This is a genomic window from Rhodococcus sp. HM1 (assembly GCF_023218075.1).
Classification (GTDB): domain Bacteria; phylum Actinomycetota; class Actinomycetes; order Mycobacteriales; family Mycobacteriaceae; genus Rhodococcus.
The window spans coordinates 1-15023 of the sequence record NZ_JALPTB010000104.1 but is presented as its reverse complement, the minus strand read 5'-3'; the positions used below and the strand labels follow the sequence as shown (position 1 = coordinate 15023).

At 68.1% G+C, this 15023-nt stretch carries 16 protein-coding genes and 2 tRNA genes; 11 read left to right on the top strand and 7 right to left on the bottom strand.

Going from position 1 to position 15023, the window contains the following annotated elements; genetic code table 11:
- The first annotated feature begins 216 nt into the window (after window positions 1-216).
- From M1M07_RS30140 to M1M07_RS30105, 8 genes are all read left to right on the top strand, one after another.
- Complete coding sequence (locus M1M07_RS30140; protein WP_248676520.1) at window positions 217-732, top strand: DUF3558 domain-containing protein; 516 nt, start codon at window positions 217-219, stop codon at window positions 730-732.
- A 20-nt stretch (window positions 733-752) separates the two neighbouring features.
- The gene (locus tag M1M07_RS30135) at window positions 753-1124 is read left to right on the top strand and encodes a hypothetical protein (RefSeq protein ID WP_197250359.1); all 372 of its coding nucleotides are present in this window, start codon (window positions 753-755) and stop codon (window positions 1122-1124) included.
- 64 nt (window positions 1125-1188) lie between these two features.
- Window positions 1189-1722, top strand: coding sequence for a DUF3558 domain-containing protein (locus M1M07_RS30130; RefSeq protein WP_248676518.1), 534 nt, complete (start codon window positions 1189-1191; stop codon window positions 1720-1722).
- An 11-nt stretch (window positions 1723-1733) separates the two neighbouring features.
- Window positions 1734-2105, top strand: coding sequence for a hypothetical protein (locus M1M07_RS30125; protein ID WP_248676516.1), 372 nt, complete (start codon window positions 1734-1736; stop codon window positions 2103-2105).
- Between the two features lie 3 nt (window positions 2106-2108).
- Window positions 2109-3605, top strand: a complete 1497-nt coding sequence (locus M1M07_RS30120) for a hypothetical protein (RefSeq protein WP_248676515.1) — start codon at window positions 2109-2111, stop codon at window positions 3603-3605.
- A 17-nt stretch (window positions 3606-3622) separates the two neighbouring features.
- Window positions 3623-4381, top strand: a complete 759-nt coding sequence (locus M1M07_RS30115; protein ID WP_248676514.1) for an ESX secretion-associated protein EspG — start codon at window positions 3623-3625, stop codon at window positions 4379-4381.
- A gap of 98 nt (window positions 4382-4479) precedes the next feature.
- Complete coding sequence (locus M1M07_RS30110; RefSeq protein ID WP_248676521.1) at window positions 4480-5625, top strand: DNA cytosine methyltransferase; 1146 nt, start codon at window positions 4480-4482, stop codon at window positions 5623-5625.
- Between the two features lie 60 nt (window positions 5626-5685).
- The gene (locus M1M07_RS30105) at window positions 5686-6060 is read left to right on the top strand and encodes a very short patch repair endonuclease (protein WP_197251815.1); all 375 of its coding nucleotides are present in this window, start codon (window positions 5686-5688) and stop codon (window positions 6058-6060) included.
- A 41-nt stretch (window positions 6061-6101) separates the two neighbouring features.
- Here the strand turns inward: M1M07_RS30105 and M1M07_RS30100 are convergent, their stop codons facing one another.
- From M1M07_RS30100 to M1M07_RS30090, 3 genes are read right to left on the bottom strand one after another with little or no spacing between them, the layout of a single operon-like run.
- Window positions 6102-6416 carry a DUF2510 domain-containing protein gene (locus M1M07_RS30100; RefSeq protein ID WP_197251812.1) on the bottom strand — a complete coding sequence of 105 codons (315 nt, stop codon included), beginning with the start codon at window positions 6414-6416 and terminating at the stop codon, window positions 6102-6104.
- A gap of 58 nt (window positions 6417-6474) precedes the next feature.
- The gene (locus tag M1M07_RS30095; protein ID WP_248676512.1) at window positions 6475-7623 is read right to left on the bottom strand and encodes an acyl-CoA dehydrogenase family protein; all 1149 of its coding nucleotides are present in this window, start codon (window positions 7621-7623) and stop codon (window positions 6475-6477) included.
- Window positions 7623-8855: an acyl-CoA dehydrogenase family protein gene (locus M1M07_RS30090; protein ID WP_197251810.1), complete on the bottom strand. Its 1233-nt coding sequence runs from the start codon at window positions 8853-8855 to the stop codon at window positions 7623-7625. Before M1M07_RS30090 ends, M1M07_RS30095 begins: the two co-directional genes overlap by 1 nt.
- Before the next feature lie 292 nt (window positions 8856-9147).
- Between M1M07_RS30090 and M1M07_RS30085 the strand changes: the two genes are divergently transcribed.
- Window positions 9148-10041, top strand: a complete 894-nt coding sequence (locus M1M07_RS30085) for a TIGR03619 family F420-dependent LLM class oxidoreductase (RefSeq protein ID WP_248676511.1) — start codon at window positions 9148-9150, stop codon at window positions 10039-10041.
- Between the two features lie 43 nt (window positions 10042-10084).
- Here the strand turns inward: M1M07_RS30085 and M1M07_RS30080 are convergent.
- The 3 genes from M1M07_RS30080 to M1M07_RS30070 form a co-directional block, all read right to left on the bottom strand.
- Window positions 10085-10157 (bottom strand) — tRNA-Arg (locus tag M1M07_RS30080).
- 43 nt (window positions 10158-10200) lie between these two features.
- Window positions 10201-10292: transfer RNA gene (locus M1M07_RS30075), tRNA-Ser, on the bottom strand.
- 76 nt (window positions 10293-10368) lie between these two features.
- Window positions 10369-11079 (bottom strand): dienelactone hydrolase family protein, encoded by a 711-nt coding sequence (locus M1M07_RS30070; protein ID WP_248676510.1) that lies wholly within the window; start codon window positions 11077-11079, stop codon window positions 10369-10371.
- Between the two features lie 62 nt (window positions 11080-11141).
- Between M1M07_RS30070 and hisC the strand changes: the two genes are divergently transcribed.
- Window positions 11142-12221 (top strand): histidinol-phosphate transaminase, encoded by a 1080-nt coding sequence (gene hisC, locus M1M07_RS30065; RefSeq protein ID WP_248676509.1) that lies wholly within the window; start codon window positions 11142-11144, stop codon window positions 12219-12221.
- Between the two features lie 106 nt (window positions 12222-12327).
- Complete coding sequence (locus tag M1M07_RS30060; RefSeq protein WP_248676508.1) at window positions 12328-14013, top strand: bifunctional UDP-sugar hydrolase/5'-nucleotidase; 1686 nt, start codon at window positions 12328-12330, stop codon at window positions 14011-14013.
- Here the strand turns inward: M1M07_RS30060 and M1M07_RS30055 are convergent.
- Window positions 14000-14992, bottom strand: coding sequence for an alpha/beta hydrolase family protein (locus M1M07_RS30055; RefSeq protein ID WP_248676507.1), 993 nt, complete (start codon window positions 14990-14992; stop codon window positions 14000-14002). The genes M1M07_RS30060 and M1M07_RS30055 overlap by 14 nt on opposite strands.
- Window positions 14993-15023 lie beyond the last annotated feature (31 nt).

Below are 15023 nucleotides of genomic sequence, written 5' to 3'. Positions count from 1 at the left end.
GAAATTCGCAGGCGCCTTCGTCCAACCTCGTTTCCCGTACCTTCCGGTCCGGGTCGGTGTCCGTGTCGCTCTGACCTGGAATAAGTTACGCGAAGGCTACGCAGAACACCAAATCACCAGGTCAACGCCATTTTTCGTGCGAAACATGTCGGTGGAACCAGCACCGGATCACATGCGTCGAACCCTGATGAGGGCACTTCCAAGGAAGGGGCAGGGATGCGGCGGGCAATCGCGTTGGTCGTGCTGTCGTCATTGCTGCCGCTCGCCGGCTGCGCCAGCTCGAACTCGGTGACAGGTAGAGCGACCAAGGAGGTGCCTTCCGAGATGTTCGACCCTTGCACCCTTCCCGACGATGCGCTCCGAAGCGTGAGTGTCGACCCTCTTACCGAGCGACCCGGTTTCGCCGGTGCTCAGTCGGAAGGCTGGGCAGTCTGCGCTTGGGAAGGCGAGTGGTACTTCTTGTCGATCTTCACGACCGACATCAGTGTCGAAGAGCTCCGTGCACGTCCCAAGAACACCGACTTCCGATCGGTCACTGTCGGAAAACGCGAAGCAGTCACCTTCCGCAGCGTCTACGAGATTCAGAACGACCTGTGCGACCTCGCCTATCCGACTTCACAGGGCACCGTGATCATCCGCGTGAACACCAAAGCGAACCTGGCTCCGCAGGAGGACCCCTGCGCAATCAGCCTCCGGACCGCGATCGACCTCGATCCGCGCATACCCGAGTAGGACCCAGAACGGAGAAGTCCATGACAGAACCGATCTCCCTGTTTCAGAGGCTGACTGCAACAGCGGAAGCGGGGCAACTCTTTCTCGAACCCGATGCGGCGCGAATGTGCTCAGAAGCCTGCAGTAAGTTCATCGACTCGCTCGTCGAGCTGTCGAGCATCACCGAGGATCTTGTCTGCAGAGATGCCTTCGGAACACTTCCCTCCGCCCAGGCCCTCGGGCAGAAGTTCGACGACAAAGCAATTGGTCCCGGTGGGTTCGCCGAGGTCCTTCAGCAGCACATCGACACCGTCACCCGTATGAAGGCGCTCTTCGAGGCCGCCGGCAAGGCGTACGTCGAAACCGACGCGGAGACGCGCGCCCGTATCGCCGCAGCGCACCCCGACAGATAGGGGAACCGACGATCGCGTCGCTGCGTCCAACCCGATAGGCATCACCATCGAGGAAGGACGACGGATGCGCACAGCCCTCACCGCTGTCCTGCTCGGCGCCTTTGTTGCGACGACCGCGGGGTGTTCGATCGACAACGCGATCAAGGGGCGAGCCACCAAGACCGGTCCCACCACCCTGTTCGACCCTTGCACCCTTCCGGACGAGGCGCTCCACGCCATCGGGGTCGACCCGGCAACCGAATCCCCCGACTTCATGGGTGTCCAATCCGAAGGCTGGGAAGTCTGTGGATGGGAAGCCGACTGGTTCTACGTCACCGTCTTCACCAGCGACGTCACCGTCGAAGAGTTCCGCACACGCCCCCGAACGACCGACTTTCGCCCTGTCGAGGTCGGCAACCGCGAAGCATGGACCTTTCGAAGTACCGCGGATAGCCAACGAGGTCTGTGCGACCTCGTTTACCCAAGTTCTCAAGGCACCGTCCTCATACGTGCAGGCGCCCAGGGAACGGAACTGATGAGCAAAGACGGGATGCGCGAGGACCCCTGTGTCATCGCTGTCCGCGCCGCCACGACCCTCGACCCCTACGTTCCCGAATAACCAGGAGCCCCATGGACCGTCCGCAGACGCTGTTCACCCGGCTTGCTCAAGACGCCGAGAACGGCCACCTCTACCTCGAACCTCACGCCGCGGCCAACTGCGCACAAGCCTGCGAACAATTCCTGGACGTGCTGAACACCTTGTTGATCGAAGCGGATCGGCTTCAATGCAAGGAAGCCTTCGGACCGCTGCCCTCCGCCCAGTCCCTCGGCCAGAAGTTCGACGACAAAGCCATCGGCCCCGGCGGGTTCACCGAAGTCCTCCAGCAGCACATCGACACCGTGACTCGCATGAAGTACCTGTTCGAAGCCGCGGGCAAGGCATACGTCGAGACCGAGGACGAGAACGCCCGCGCGTTCACGATCATCCCCGGCGGGAGATGACGGATGGGACTTCCTTCGTTCACCGACCTCCTGGCCGGACTCTCGATGCAGACCCTCGCCCGGGGCAAGCAGGCGCTCCCCGAGGTCGCCGCGACGATCGATTCGACCAGCGGCACCACCCGCATCGCGCTCGAAGCCCTCGACGCGATAGGTGGAATCCACGCGGTCGCGTGGGCGCAGGATCGGGCGGCGCGTGAGCGGGGCAGCGCCGCGCGCGCGGAGCTCGAGTCGTCGTTCGGCGTCGCCGCGTCCGACTTCACCGGTGATTTCGAGCCGCCGGCGGTCTCTGTGATGGAGTTCTTCGAGGGCATGTCCCATGCCGAGATCGTGGAGTTCGTCGAGGCGATGAAGCCGTCGCGGATGCGGGAGAGCGTCGAGGGGTGGGGTCGCGCGCAGGTCCTCCTCGACGACAACCTCGAGGTGTTCCGCACCGCGATCGCGTCGGTGTTCACGGAACACTGGACGGGGACCACCGCGAGCGCCGCGGGCCGCGGTGTCGCCGACTACTCGGCGAGTCTGACGCAGCTCACCAATGCGCTCGCGTTGGTGACGAACAGCCTCGGCTACGCGAGCGCGGGCATCGAGCAGGTCAAGCAGCGACTCCCGGATCCCCCGCAGTCGACGTGGTCGCACGCGCTTCGCGCCGGTATCGCGGGCGGATTGACGACGCTGCCGACCGGAACTCTCTCTTTCCGAGTGAACGATCTCTTCCACGCAGAGGAAGAAGCCCGGGCGACTGCCGTCCGCATCATGCAGGAGGACTACGCGCCGACGGTCACGACCGCGGATTCGCGCGTCCCCGTGCTGCCACCCGCATTCGATCCGACAGCAGACGGCAGCGCCGGTTCGGTGGGATATCCCGGAGCCGGCGGCGGGCCCGGTTCGTCGGGAGTGGGTCGAGGCAGCGGCAGCGGGTCGGACGGTTCGTCGGTCTCGACCTATGCCCCGGGCGGCAACCTCGGCGACAACATGAGCGGTGAGCCGAGCAGCTCCGCGGCAGCCGGTCCCGGATCCACCGGTACCGACATGCAGAACGCTTTCGGAGCACCGGGCTCGCAGCCTTCCGGCTCCGAAGCACAAGACGCCGCGCGCACGACGGCAGCGTCCGCCGATCCCCGCAGCGCCGTGCCTGCGTCCACCACCGGCTGGCCCGGCAGCCCCTCGCCCGGCTCCGCCGGCACCGTCAGCGGTGGCTCCGGCACGGGATCACCGAGTGTGGGATCGCCGGGTTCCGGGCTGTCGGGATCGGGCTCCCCGGGCGCGGTCCCACCCGGATTCGTATCCGGTCCGGCTGCCGCGACCCCTGCGTCGGGAGCCGCTCCCGGTGCGGCCCGCGGAGTCGGTCGCGCGGCTGCGATGCCGATGGGCATGATGCCGCCCCACGCCGGCAAGGGCGACGAGGAGAAACGCTCCGTGCCCGGCTACCTCGTCACCGAGGAACACGGCAACGAACTGATCGGCGACATGCCGGCCACAACTCCCCCGGTGCTCGGCGCATGACCCCCGGCACTCGGCGCATGAACACAGCGTGGCGGCTGACGCAAAGCGAGTTCACGGCGGTCTGGCAGCTGTTCGGTCGCGACCGTCCGCCGTTCCCGTTCCAGTTCCGCAGCACCGACCGCACCGTCGACGAGGCGTTTGCATCCCGGGCGGACGCGGCCGCGCGGATGCGTCGCGTCCTGGACGAGGACCTGTACGCGGCGTTCGTAACCCTCGCGGATCCGTCGGTGCGGATCGAAGCGCTGGGCCTGGACCGGTTGAACACGGCGGACGAATCCGCGGTGCGCATCCACGCGGCGGTGCGCGGCGGCCGTGCCGTCGTCCTCAGCGAGAGCAGCGGCCCGGACGGTCTCGGCCTGGACGTGGCGCTCGTGCCGTCGGGTGCCTCCGCCCGCCGGGTCGTCGAGCTGCTGCCGGACGCGGCACCCGGCCGACGACCGGCCCTGCACCTTCCCGACCGCGAACCGGACACGGGCACGCTGCTGCGCGACAGCCGGTACCGCTCCGTCCGGGAGGTCGCCGCCGAGTTCTTCGATCGGCCGCGGGACTCCGCCGGAGAAATCACGGTGACGCCGGGCGGTGCGGTCGACGCGCGCAGCGGGTCCGGAGCGGAGAGCTTCGGGTGGACGGATTTCACCGGGGACGGTCGTTATCTGATGCGTCGGGCGGATCACATCGAGGCGGTTCCGGCCGGTCCGCGGGACGTCGAACAGCGGATTCTCCACTCGGTGGACCGGGCCCTGCGGGCCTATTCGGCGCGTTCGGGGGCGTTCTGAGGGGCACGTCCCCCGTCGGCGTACGGACCGCACGGAAACTCGAGTAACGTTCTCCGTGAACTGAGCAAGGAAAGGGTGCCGTGACGTCGACGGGGAACATGGTGGGGCTGTTCGCCGGGATCGGCGGGCTCGAGCTGGGATTGCGAGATCACGGCTGGAACACCGAGCTGCTCTGTGAGATCGACGCCGGCGCCCAGGCCGTGCTGCGGACCCGCTTTCCGGATGTGCCGTTGCATCCGGACGTCACGCGACTGCGGTCGCTTCCCCAGCGCACCGAGCTGGTCGCGGCGGGTTTCCCGTGCCAGGACCTGTCGCAGGCGGGCCGGACCGCCGGTATCACCGGTTCGCGATCCGGCCTCGTCGACGAGGTGTTCCGCCTGGTCAAACGCAAGCAGGGCCCGCGGTGGCTGGTCATCGAGAACGTGCCGTTCATGCTGCAGCTCGCGCGGGGATCGGCGATGCGGCACATCACCGACGCGCTCGAGGACCTCGGATACGCGTGGGCCTATCGGGTGGTCGATGCGCGGGCCTTCGGGTTGCCGCAGCGTCGCCAGCGGGTCCTGATGGTGGCCTCCCGCACCGAGGATCCGCGCGCGGTGCTGTTCGGTGAGGACGCCGGCGCTCCCGACGAGGGTGATCCGGCGGCGTATCCGTGCGGCTTCTACTGGACCGAGGGTGTGCGGGGTCTGGGTTGGGCGGTCAACGCGGTCCCGACCCTCAAGGGAGGCTCGACCGTCGGTATCGCGAGTCCCCCGGCGGTGCGGTTGCCGTCCGGGGAGATCGTCACGCCGGGCCTCGTCGATGCCGAACGGCTGCAGGGCTTCGATCCGGACTGGACGGCGCCGGCCACCGAGGCGCCGGGCGTGCGGACCGGGCATCGGTGGCGTCTCGTCGGCAATGCGGTGAGTGTGCGGATGGCCTCGTGGGTGGGGCATCGGCTGTCGAATCCGATCGACTACTCACCCGATCACCAGTCGCCGCTGCGTCCCGGGGATCCGTGGCCGAGTGCCGCGTGGGGGGCGAATCGCCGGGCGTTCCGCGTGCACGAGTCGCACTGGCCGGTGCAGGAGCCGTACGAGGATCTGGGCGGGTTCCTGGAGGATGCGCGGTTGTTGTCCGCACGCGCGACCGCCGGTTTCCTGCGCCGGGCGCGGTCGGGCAACCTGCGTTTCGTCCCGGGTTTCCTCGACGACGTGGAGAGCCACCTCGATCGGATGGGTGGATTCCCCGAGGCAGCGGCCTGACGGGCTGACGCCGTGTCCGCATCCGAACGCCCCCCGACCGATCCGGTGACGAGTGCCCGGATGAGCCGGCAGCGTCGCCGCGACACCGCGCCCGAGGTGGCGTTGCGTCGCGAACTGCATCGGCGCGGGCTGCGGTTCTTCGTCGACCGCGCTCCCCTGCCGGGCCTGCGGCGCCGCGCGGACCTGGTGTTTCCCCGGCGTCATCTCGCGGTGTACGTGGACGGATGCTTCTGGCATCGCTGTCCCGTGCACGCGACCGACCCGAAGAACAACTCCGAGTGGTGGGCGGCGAAGCTCGCCGGGAACGTCGCCCGTGACCGGGACACCGACGCGCGTCTCACGGCGGCGGGCTGGACGGTCGTGCGGATCTGGGAACACGAGGATCCGCTCACCGCGGCCGATCGGGTGCAGAACGCACTGACGCCGCCGTCCTGAGGGACGGCGGCGTCGAGGTGGACGTGCTCGGGTCGTGGTGGTCAGTAGGTCTGCTGCATCCCCTGGCCGGTGTTGCGGTGGTTGCCGACGGGCTGGAACCGGTCGGTCCAGGCCGTTCCGTCGTACCAGCGCACGAAGGCCGGGTGTCCGGGATCGCTGTACCAGCCGGCGGGGCGGCCCGGCGCCTCGGGCTCCGCGGTCGCCGGCGCCGCGGAAGCCGGAGCATCACTCCGGACCGCCGACGTGGAGGCCGTGGTGCTCGACTTCGATCCGAACACACGAGGGATCAGCAGGGCCAGGGCGGCCAGCAGAGCGACCAGCACCAGCAGTGCGGCGAAAACCCACAAGAAGCTCACCGCGCCATCGTTACATACAAGTTGTATGAAACCTAGCGGCGGTCCCGATGAGTGACCTTCATCGCTTGGTCAGCGCGGCGTACCGGGCGCGATGCTGATCGGCGGTGCCGAACTCGTGTTCCAAGGCCGTCAGGCGCTTGAAGTAGTGCCCGACCGCCAGCTCCTCCGTCATGCCCATGCCGCCGTGGAGCTGGACCGCGTTCTGGCCGATGAACCGCGCCGCCCGGCTGACGGTGACCTTGGCCGCCGAGACCGCGCGCGCCCGCACCGCGCGCTCCGCCTCGAGGTTGAGAATCGCCAGGTAGACCGCCGAGATGGACTGCTCGAGCTCGATGTACATGTCGACCATGCGGTGCTGCAGCACCTGGAAGGACCCGATCGGCTGGCCGAACTGCTGCCGCTGCTTCGCGTACTCGACCGTGTCCGCCAGCACCTTCCGCATGAGGCCCACACCTTCGGCGCACACCGCGGCGGTCGCCTCGTCGAGAGCCTGCTCGACCGAATCCCACGCCTCGCCGTCGGCGCCGAGCAGCGCGTCGGCGGGCAACCGCAGGCCGGTGAACACCAGGTCGGCGGCGCGGCGGTCGTCGATGGTCCGGTAGCTGTGGACCTCGACACCCTCGGGCGGATTCTCGGCGTCGAAGTCGACGAGGAACAGCGACACCCCGTCGGTGTCGCGGCGCTCCCCCGAGGTCCGGGCGGTCACGAGCAGCTTCTGCGCCCACGGGGCGCTGCCGACGACGATCTTCTCGCCCTCGAGCACCCACGAGTCGCCGTCGCGGCGAGCGGTGGTGGTCACGTCGTGGAGCACGTTGCCGGAGGTCGGCTCGGTCGCGGCGAACGCGACGACGGCCTCGCCCGCGACGATGTCCTCGAGCACCGCCTCGGCGCGGGCACCGCCGGCCCGGGCGAGCAGCCCGGCGCCGAGGACGACCGTGTCGACGTACGGCTCGACGACGAGGGCGTAGCCGAGCTGTTCGGCGACGATCATCAGCTCGACGGGACCGCCGTCGAGACCACCGAACTTCTCCGGCACCGTGGCACCGAGGATGCCGAGTTCCTCGGCGAAGCCCCTCCAGATGTGCGGCTGGTGGCCGGCACCGATCGTCGCCGCCTTACGGCTCTCGGCGAGGTCGTAGCGCGATGCGAGGAACTTGGCGATCGAGTCGCGGAGCAGTTCCTGTTCTTTGGTCAGACTGAAGTCCATCAGAGCCCCAATGCTGCTTTCGCCAGAATGTTTCGCTGAATTTCGTTGCTGCCCGCGTAGATCGAGCCGGCGCGGTCGTTGAAGTAGCGCAGCGGCGCAACCGCCTGCCATTCTTCGCCGCTGAGGTAGTCGTCGGCGGGAGGAACGAAGTCCGCGATCGGACCGCCGGGCTTCGTCCGGTGCGGCTGGTACACGCGGCCACGCGGACCGGCAGCTTCCAGCGTCAACTCCGTGAGCGTCTGACTGAGTTCGGTGGAGAGCACCTTGAGCATCGATGCCGCCGGTCCGGGGTCGCCGCCCGACGACATCGTGGACATCGTCCGGTATTCGAGGATCTCGAGAACCTCGGTGCGGATGCGCGCGTCGGCGAGTTTCGCCGCGAACACCGGGTCGTCGATCAGTGCGCCGCCGTCGGGACCGGGCTGCTCGGCCGCGACCTCGGCGAGCCGCTCGGCCATCACCTGAAGTGCCGGGGCTGCGGCGCCGCCGCCGCGTTCGAAGATCAGCAGGTATTTCGCGACCGTCCAGCCCTCGTCGATCTTGCCGAGGACGTTGGCCTTGGGCACCCGGACGCCGTCGAAGAAGACCTGGTTCTGCACCTGCTCGCCCGAGGTCATCACCAGCGGGCGGATCTCGATGCCGGGCGAGTTCATGTCGATCAGCAGGAACGTGATGCCCTGTTGCTTCCGGCCGGTCCGCGACGTGCGCACCAGCGCGAACATCCAGTTCGCCTCGGTGGCGTGCGTCGTCCAGATCTTGCTGCCGGTGACGATCAGGTCGTCGCCGTCCTCGACGGCGGCCATCGACAGGGACGCGAGGTCGGAGCCGGCCTCGGGCTCCGAGTAACCCTGGCAGAAGAAGACCTCGCCTGTGAGGATGCCGGGCAGGAAGTAGTCCTTCTGCTCCTGGGTGCCGAACGCGATGATCGCGTGCGCGACCATCCGGATGCCCATCGGCGAGAGCGACGGCGCTCCGGCGAGGATCGACTCCCTGCTGAAGATGTAGTGCTGGGTGAGGCTCCAGTCGCAGCCTCCGTACTCCACGGGCCAAGCCGGTGCGGCCCATCCCCGCTCGTGCAGGATGCGCTGCCATTCCATGCTGGCCTCGTGGTCCGGATACACGCTCGTCGCCGACTTACCGGCGCGGCGTATCTCGGGCGTCAGCTTCTCTTCGAGAAATGCCCGTACCTCGTCCCGGAAGGCCGAATCGGCCTCTGACCACGAAAGATCCATCGATGCTCCCGGTTCTGGGGTGCTCGTCACCGAAGACGAGCGGTGAGAATCACCATTAACTTAACAAGCTCAGGCGGAATCTACCGAGGATTTGTGCCCCACGTCAACAGATCCTTTCGATCGCTCTCCGGATGGGATTGCCCGGAGAAGACGCGCTCACACACGGTTGCAGCCGCAGATCGAAGCACTCCACCCGCAACGCTTTCGAAATAGCATTCTCTCAATACGGAAACCTCGATCTCGCGCGGTCGGCCGGGTGTTCGGCCGCACACGACCCACAAGGAGGGACAGCGTGAAGTTCTGGTGCGGAACCGCGTTCATGAACACATCCGAGATGCCGGCGGTAGCGCAGATGCTGGACACCAACGGCTACCACGGGATTCTCGTCTCCGATCACCTCGTCTACCCGAAGAACATGAAGACGCCCTATCCCGCGACCCCCGACGGCAAACTCTTCTGGCCGCCGGAAACCGAATGGCCCGACGCCTGGGTGCTCATCGGAGCAATGGCAGCGGTCACCACCGACCTGCATTTCGGCAACAACGTCTACATCGCGCCGTCGCGACCGCTGCTCGAGGTCGCCAAACAGGTCGCGACCGCCGCGGCGATCGCGCGCGGCCGGGTGTCCATCGGGCTGTCCGCGGGCTGGATGCGCGACGAGTTCGAACTGCTCGGCCAGGACTTCGACAATCGCGGTCGCCGCCTCGACGAGATGGTCGACGCACTGCGGGCGTTGTGGCAAGGCGGATGGGTGTCGTGGCAGGGCGAGTACTACGACATCCCCGAGATGATGATCGAGCCGCATCCGCCGCAGCCGGTGCCGGTGCTGTGCGGGGGCGAATCCAACGCGGCACTCAAACGCGCCGCCCGCCTGTGCGACGGGTGGGTGGGCACCGCCTACACCCTCGAGGAAGCCGAACGCGTGATCGGCCGGCTCAACGCATACCGACGTGAATACGGACGGGAGAACGAGCCCTTCGAGATCATCGCGACCGTGCGCGGCGAACCCGCCCCGGACCTCTACGAACGTGCCGCCGAACTCGGCATCACCGGGGTGATGATCTCGCCGTGGGCGAACTGGGGCCGCACCCACGCCGGGGACCACACGGACCTGAAACACCCGGCCGAGCGCTACCGGGAACCGATCGAACGGTTCGCCGAGGAGATCGTGGCGAAACTGCCGTAGAACCAGAAAACCCCGCATCGATCTCGATGCGGGGTTTTCGCTGTGCGCCCGAAGGGATTCGAACCCCTAACCTTCTGATCCGTAGTCAGATGCTCTATCCGTTGAGCTACGGGCGCATATCCGTATTCAGTTGTTCCGCCGGTGAACCATACACCAACGTGGCGGAGGCGAGAGGATTTGAACCTCCGGTCCCCTGTAAGGGGGACAACTCATTAGCAGTGAGTCCCATTCGGCCGCTCTGGCACGCCTCCTCGGGGGGTTTCGATTCTCTCGAACCGCCGGACCGAAACATTACACATGCTCCCCCAGTAAATGCAAAACGCCTGGTCAGCGCATATGTGCGTCGAACCAGTCGAAGATCCTGCGTCGCGCGTCGATGATCGCCGCCTCCCGCGGATCCGTCTCCGGATCGACCGTCGCGTGCTCGACCGGAGGCTCGTCCGGGCGATGCGCCAGCCCCGGATAGCCGACCACGAGCGTCGGCGCATCCGCCCCGGCCGCGGCGTCCTGCAACCGCTCGACGTCGGCGGGCGGCGTGCCCGGGTCGTCCTCCCCGTACAGCCCGAGCCACGGCGCCTGCAGCGACCCGACGATCGACAACAGCGCCGGCGCGTCCGGATGCACCGGCGTCGCGATGCCGCGCGCGGCGACGCTCACCACCGCACCCACCCGGCGTTGGGTGGCCACGACGAGCGCGGCGGCACCGGCATCGTCGAATCCGATCAGCCCGATCATGTCGGGCGACACACCTCGGCCCGCGATCCACTCGAAGGCGGCATCGACGTCGGCGAACAGGGCGTCGCCGAACACCTCCACCGCGGAGTGCGTCGGCTCGCGATGGAACAGGTGCGGTGCGACGACGAGCCAACGTTCCCCCGCCAGCGCGTCCATGAACTGCAGCAATGCCGGTGAGAACACCCGCGACTCGTGCAGCAGCACGATCGCGCCGCGCGCTGCACCGTCCGGCCGGATCACCGTCAGCGGGACCTGCCCCGCGTCCCCCGGCAGCGAAGCCGAAACGGTGCTGATGACCTGCATACCGTCAACGATCGCACGACCACCGCGTGTGTGCACGGGATCGCCGAGCGCATAATCGCGTGGTGACTCCACGTACTCGTCCCGACCTTGCCGCTATCCCCGCCTACGTGCCCGGACGGAGTTTTCCGGGGGCGATCAAGCTGGCCAGCAACGAGACGACCGCCGGTCCTCTGCCGAGCGTGCGGGAGGCCATCGCCGAGGCGACGACGACCCTGAACCGGTATCCGGACAACTCGTCGGCGGCGCTGATCGGTGCGCTGTCCGCGCGGCTCGGCGTCGATCCCGAGCGCATCGCCGTCGGATGCGGGTCGGTGAGCCTGTGCCAGGAACTCGTGCAGATCACGTGCAATGCCGGTGACGAGGTCGTCTACTCGTGGCGCTCGTTCGAGGCGTACCCGGTGGTCGCGGCGGTGGCGGGCGCGACCGCGGTGCCGGTGCCGAACACCGCCGAGCACGGGCACGACCTGCCGGCGATGCTGGCCGCAATCACCGACCGCACCCGCCTGATCTTCATCTGCAATCCGAACAATCCGACGGGTTCGCTGCTCAGCCGCGACGAGCTCGTCAAATTCCTGGACGAGGTGCCGTCGCACGTCCTGGTGGCGTTGGACGAGGCGTACTTCGAATACGTGCGTCCCGCGCCCGGTGAGGACCTACCCGACGGGCTGACCCTTGTGGAGGGCCGGCCGAATGTCGTCGTGCTGCGGACGTTCTCGAAGGCGTACGGGCTCGCCGGGTTGCGCGTCGGATATGCCGTCGCCGATCCCGAGATCATCACCGCGCTCGGCAAGGTGCACACGCCGTTCGCGGTGAATTCGCTGGCCCAGAGCGCGGCGATCGCGTCGCTCGCTGCGGCGAGGGAACTCCTCGACCGGACCGAGCAGGTGGTCGCCGAACGCACCCGGATGTTCGACGCACTGACCGCGGCCGGCTACCCGGTGCCGCCGAGTGCCGCGAACTTCCTGTGGCTGCCCCTCGGCGAGCATTCGCCGGCGTTCTCCGAGGCCAGCGCCGAGGCGGGCGTCCTGATCCGGCACTACGGCACCGACGGTGCCCGCGTGACGATCGGCGACCCGCACGAGAACGACGCATTCCTCGCGTTCGCGACCGGCCCGGGTCGCGCATACGCAGGTCTCGAATAGCTCCGACTCCCACCCGAACGAGACCCAACCGTTACCTGCAGGTGCCAGGGGTGTGATCCGACGTTGACACACTCACCAAGCACGACGGCGGACGCGGAGGATGTGGATGGGTGGTCGCGTATCGCGTCGTCGGGGGGCGTCCTTGGCCTTGGCGACCGCGGTCCTGTGGGCGGCGTCCGGCCTGGGCCCGGCGGTCGCCCGGCCCCCCGAGGTCGTCCCGCTGCGCCTGATCGCGTTCGGTGACCTGCACGGCAACCTCCTGCCCCCGCAGGGTTCCCGCAGCAAGGTCGTCCGGTCCGACGGTGAGTCCGTTCCGGCCGGGGGTGCCGCCTACCTCGCCGCGTACGTCCGGCAACTGCGCAGCCAGGCCGAGAACTCGGTGCTGTATTCGGTGGGTGATGCGTGGGGTTCGTCCCCGCTCGAATCGGCGATGTTCCACGAGGAGCCGACCGTCGAACTGCTCAACGCGCTGGACGTGAACGCCCTGGCCCTGGGCAACCACGAGTTCGACCACGGTGTGGCGGAGTTGCAGCGCCTGCGCGACGGCGGCTGCCATCCCGAGGGATGCCGATACGTCTCCCCGTTCGAGGGCGCGCAGTTCCCGTTCCTCGGCGCGAACCTGTCCACAGCGGACGGCTCGCCCGCGGCGCTGCCGTTCAGCGTCGACTACATCGACGGTGTGCCGGTCGGTGTCATCGGGGTGCTCCCCCGCAACACCCCGGACGTGATCAGCGCCGAGTCCATCGAAGGCCTGCAGTTCGGGGACGAGGTCGAGGCCGCCGACCGTACCGCCGACATCCTCGACGCGCTGGGCGTCCGGTCGATCGTGCTGCTCTACAAGGGTGATCTGCCGGTGCCTTCCGGCCACGACACGTGCGATCCGGAATCCGGTCCGGCCGCGGCCGTCGCCACCCGGGTCTCACCGAAGATCGACGTCATCGTCACCTCCGACGGCGAGAGCCACTTCAACTGCAGTTTCCTCGATCCCCTCGGCAAGCCGCGCACGGTCGTGCAGGGCGCCTCCCACGGGCGCATCCTCTCGGTCGCCGATCTGACCATCGACCGCGAGAGTCGCGACGTGATCCGCGACCGCACCGTCTCGTTCAACCAGGTCGTCACGCACGACATCGCCCCCGACTCGCGGACGAAGGAATTCGTCGACAGGGCCGTCGACCAGTCCGCCTCGGTCGCCGGGCAGTCCGTCGGGACCATCACCGCCGACCTCACCCGGGAGAAGACCTTCGGCGGCGAATCGACCCTCGGCAACGTCATCGCCGACGCGCAGCTCGCCGCGGCCGAATCGGCGGGCGCGCAGATCGCGCTGACCAACCCGGACGGCATGCGCGCGGATCTGACCCACGCCGACGACGGCGTCGTCACCTTCGGCGAAACCTACGCGGTGCAGCCGTTCGGGAACCGCCTGCTGCAGCTCGAGGTCACCGGCGCGCAGCTCGTCGCCATCCTCGAGCAGCAGTTCCAGACCGACGTGTTCGGGCGGTCGTTCGAGCGGATTCTCTCGCCGTCGCACACGCTGCGCTACACCATCGACCGGGCGGCGGAGCAGGGTCGGCGGATCCAGGACGTGACGGTCGCGGGACAGCCGCTGGACCCCGCCGCGACGTACGTCGTCGTCGTCAACGACTTCCTGGCCGCGGGCGGCGACGGCTTCACCGCGTTCACCGAAGGTCGCCGCACGACCGGCGCAGGCGCCGACCTCGACGCGCTGAACGGGTACCTGTCGGCGCACGGTCCGGTCTCACCGCCGCCGACCGATCGCATCAGCGTTCGCTGAGCCCGAGCGCGCGGGCCAGCGTCGGCCACGCCGACCGCAGGTCGTCCTGCCAGTACGGCCACGTGTGGGTGCCCCACGGCCGGTACTCGACGGTCGCGGGAATGCGCAGTTCCCGCAGCCGGCGGTCGAAGGTGATCGTGCAGGCGAACGCGCCGGCTTCGAGCGGGGCACCGACGGTCAGCACGTCGCTGTCCGCGCCCAAGTCGTAGGGGCCGAGCAGCCCGTTGCCGGTGCTGATGTAGATGTCCTTGCCGCGCAATGCTTCCGCGTTCGTGTACGGGTCGTGTTCCTTCCACTCCGGGTCGCCGGGCGCGCCCCACATGTTGTCGGGGTTCCCGCCCTTGTAAGCGACGGTGCCGCGCACCGAGTCCCGGGCGGAATCACGCGAGATGTCCAGGCAGCCACTGAGTGCCGCGACGCCCTCGTACAGGTCGGGATGGCGGGTGATCAGGGACATCGCGCCCGTCGCGCCCATCGACAGTCCGCCGATCGCGTCGACGCCGTTGCCGGAGAACTCGGCGTCGACGATCGGTGGAAGTTCCTGGGTCAGAAAGGTTTCCCACCGGTTGGTGCCGAGCACCGGATCCGGGTTGCGCCAGTCCGTGTAGTAGCTGGCGGTACCGCCGACGGGCAGGACGACGTTGACGTTCTTGTCGGCGAAGAAGTCGACGATGTCCGTCTTCTGCGTCCAGGTGCTCTCGCGGTAGTCGGATTCGGATCCGGCGCTGACGCCGTCGAGCAGGTACAGCGTCGGCCGCGGTCCCTGCCCCGACGGATGCAGCACCTGAACCTGCACGACGCGGTTCATCGACGGGGAGTACACGAACAGGGCGGATCGGCGGTCGGTGAGGTGCTCCACGTGGTCCACCCGGGCGGTCGGCACCGGATCCGCCGATGCCGGCGTCGCGCCGAGCAACGGCAGCAGAACCGAAAGGACGAAAGCGGCGATCGTCCCCTTGTACGTACCTCGTTTGTGCATCGATCTCCCCTGGTCCCCCGACGGCCCCCGG